Below are 2426 nucleotides of genomic sequence, written 5' to 3' on the forward strand. Positions count from 1 at the left end.
TGGCCCGTGCCCGGAACATGACCGCGCTGGCCCGTGAGGTCGGCATGAGCCGGGTGGGGCTGAACAAGGCGCTGTCCGGGGATGGAAACCCTACGCTCTCCACGGTGATGAAGGTTGCCAAGGCGCTCGGGCTGAAAGTTTCGATCCAGCCCGGCGCGTAAAACCGTCACTCCCCGGCTGGCTGTGTCGGCGGTGAAACCATGAAGATGCAGTATCGGCTTCCGTCCCGCTGATCGACAAATTCACCGCCTGCGGACAGGCAGTAGATGCGTGGATACTGGCCGAAGGCTTTGGCATCGGCGCGGCCTTGGAGCCAGAACACGGTCAGCGCGCCGATAAGCGCCCCTGTGGCGCCGATCGAGGCCAGCCAGACCCAGAACCCGCCGAAGTAGCGCCATGCCTGTCTGCGGGCCTCTCCTGCGGCCTGTGAGAGGCTTTTAGCGGCCTTGAGGCTCTCAGCGTGGGATTTCTCGATTGCTTCTCTGGCGGCGTTCCCTGCAGCCTCTCCGGCGTAGGCGCGCACATCAAGGGCTGTCCTGTCCAGATCGCGCCGCATAGCCTCCTGCATGGCCGGTGCAGTCTTGCCGAGCTGAGTGAGGAACCTGGCGATGGTCGCGTTGAAGGCTTCGGCCTCGTCCTTGTTCAGGCTGGTGCGTTGGAGGTGATCGACCTGGCGGCGAATGAGGGTGATTTCATCTGCCAAAATCTCGAAGGGGTCTTTGACGCCGCTCATGATTCACCTGCCCCGGCGCTTTGCGCCCTGGCATCGAGGTCGGCCAGCAGTCCGGCGATTTCCTTCTGGTCCATTTCCCGGGTTGCGTTCTTGCGCAGGGTGGATGCCAGCCACTTGGAAATCTTGGGGTCTTTCAGGGCCTCGGTGGTGACGATGGCGCCGACAATGATCTTGCGGCGGGTGTCGCTGGCTTTCTGACGGGTTTTCAGCCGCGCCAGCTTCGCTTGCGCCTCTGCAATCTGCTGGTCGATGGTGCGCGCCATTCTACCGCCCTTCCTCGTTACAACCGTTGAATTTGTCTCGCGTTCTGGATAGCGTGTCAAACACGAAGTGCCCACTTATACAAACGCTGCGCGTTTGTGTGGGCAAGGGAACCCTGCGTTTCCCTTGAACCCTTAGCGAAGTGCAGCGCGGAAATGGCAATCTACCACCTTCGGGCCACGATGATTTCCCGATCCGCTGGCCGCAGCGCCACGGCGGCAGCGGCCTACCGCGTGGGCGAACGGATCGAGGATCACCGCACCGGGCTGACCTTCGATTACCGTGCGCGCGGCGGCGTCGATCACGTCGAAACCCTTGCCCCTGCCAATGCGCCCGCATGGGTGCAGGACCGGGCGGCGCTGTGGAATGCGGTCGAGGCGGCAGAGACCCGGAAGAATTCGCAGGTCGCCCGCGAAATCCGGGTGGCTCTGCCCGCCGAGCTGGACCATGCGCAGCGCGTCGAGCTGGTGCGCGCGTTCTGCCAGCGCGAGTTCGTGGCCCGTGGCATGGTGGCCGACATTGCCCTTCATGCGCCGGGACGCGAAGGCGATGATCGCAACCATCATGCCCATATCCTGCTGACCACCCGCGAGATCGGCCCCGAGGGGTTCGGGGCGAAGAACCGGGACTGGAACGCGGTCGAGATGCTGGAAGGATGGCGTGAGGCATGGGCGCGGGACAGCAACCGCGCCCTTGAGCGATGCGGCCTTGATGAACGGATCGACCACCGGACACTAGAGGCGCAGCGGATCGAGGCGCAGGAGCGGGCCACTGCGGCGCAGGATCGCGGCGACGAGGCCGAGGCGCTGCGGCAGACGGTGCGGGCGGTGGAACTGGACCGGGATCCGCTGCCGCAACTGTCTGCCGGGGCGTGGCAGATGAAGGAACGCGGCATCGAGGTTGCGGCTGTCCGGGTGTGGCGGGAGGTCAAGGCGCAGGCGGCCGAGGTTGCGCGGGTGGCGGAGGTTCTGGCCGGTCAGGTGCGGGACTGGATCGGTCGGGCGGTGGATCGCCTCGGGCCGCCGGCGCAGGGTCTGGCCTATGCCGGCGCTGCGGATCGGGATGGCCGGGAGGGGAGGCAGGACTTGGCCGCGCGGTTGCGCGAGGCATGGGAAGCCCGCCAGAGCCGCACCGTGTCCGATACCGTGGCCGCACCTGGTCAAACCCCGGAGCCGGAATCCGCCCGCAGCCTGGCCGAGCGGCTACGGGAGGCGGCGCAGGGGATCGACCGGGGGACGCTGGCCGAGGCCGCAGCGCGGTTGCAGGAAAGCCGAGAGGCCGAGGAACGCCAGCGGTTGCAGGAGGCCGAGCGTCTGAAGGAGCAAGAGCGGCAGCAGGAACGGGAAAACGAGGCGCGGCACCGAGACCGGGGTATGGATCACGGCATGTGATCGCAATGGGCCATTACTTTATAAAAGCCATTAGTTCATTC

The 2426-nt window shown here is 65.7% G+C and carries 4 protein-coding genes; 2 read left to right on the top strand and 2 right to left on the bottom strand.

From position 1 onward, the window contains the following. Positions 1–161 (top strand): addiction module antidote protein (locus DRF71_RS29600; RefSeq protein WP_112313503.1); only part of this gene is annotated, 161 nt, incomplete at its 5' end. A 5-nt stretch (positions 162–166) separates the two neighbouring features. Here the strand turns inward: DRF71_RS29600 and DRF71_RS27045 are convergent. Together DRF71_RS27045 and DRF71_RS27050 are read right to left on the bottom strand one after the other, a co-directional pair. Beyond that, complete coding sequence (locus DRF71_RS27045) at positions 167–733, bottom strand: hypothetical protein (RefSeq protein WP_112313518.1); 567 nt, start codon at positions 731–733, stop codon at positions 167–169. Then, positions 730–996, bottom strand: coding sequence for a hypothetical protein (locus DRF71_RS27050; protein WP_112313519.1), 267 nt, complete (start codon positions 994–996; stop codon positions 730–732). The genes DRF71_RS27045 and DRF71_RS27050 overlap by 4 nt, the downstream gene beginning before the upstream one ends. A 153-nt stretch (positions 997–1149) precedes the next feature. Between DRF71_RS27050 and mobQ the strand changes: the two genes are divergently transcribed. Continuing rightward, positions 1150–2385 (top strand): MobQ family relaxase, encoded by a 1236-nt coding sequence (gene mobQ / locus DRF71_RS27055; RefSeq protein WP_112313520.1) that lies wholly within the window; start codon positions 1150–1152, stop codon positions 2383–2385. Positions 2386–2426: the final 41 nt, after the last annotated feature.

Origin of the sequence: Pseudogemmobacter bohemicus (genome assembly GCF_003290025.1) — a bacterium.
Lineage (GTDB): Bacteria > Pseudomonadota > Alphaproteobacteria > Rhodobacterales > Rhodobacteraceae > Pseudogemmobacter > Pseudogemmobacter bohemicus.

Coding starts and splice junctions, on each gene's coding strand:
- DRF71_RS27045 (WP_112313518.1), bottom strand. CDS start 733: ATGAGCGGCGTCAAAGACCCCTTCGAGATTTTGGCAGATGAAATCACC.
- DRF71_RS27050 (WP_112313519.1), bottom strand. CDS start 996: ATGGCGCGCACCATCGACCAGCAGATTGCAGAGGCGCAAGCGAAGCTG.
- mobQ (WP_112313520.1), top strand. CDS start 1,150: ATGGCAATCTACCACCTTCGGGCCACGATGATTTCCCGATCCGCTGGC.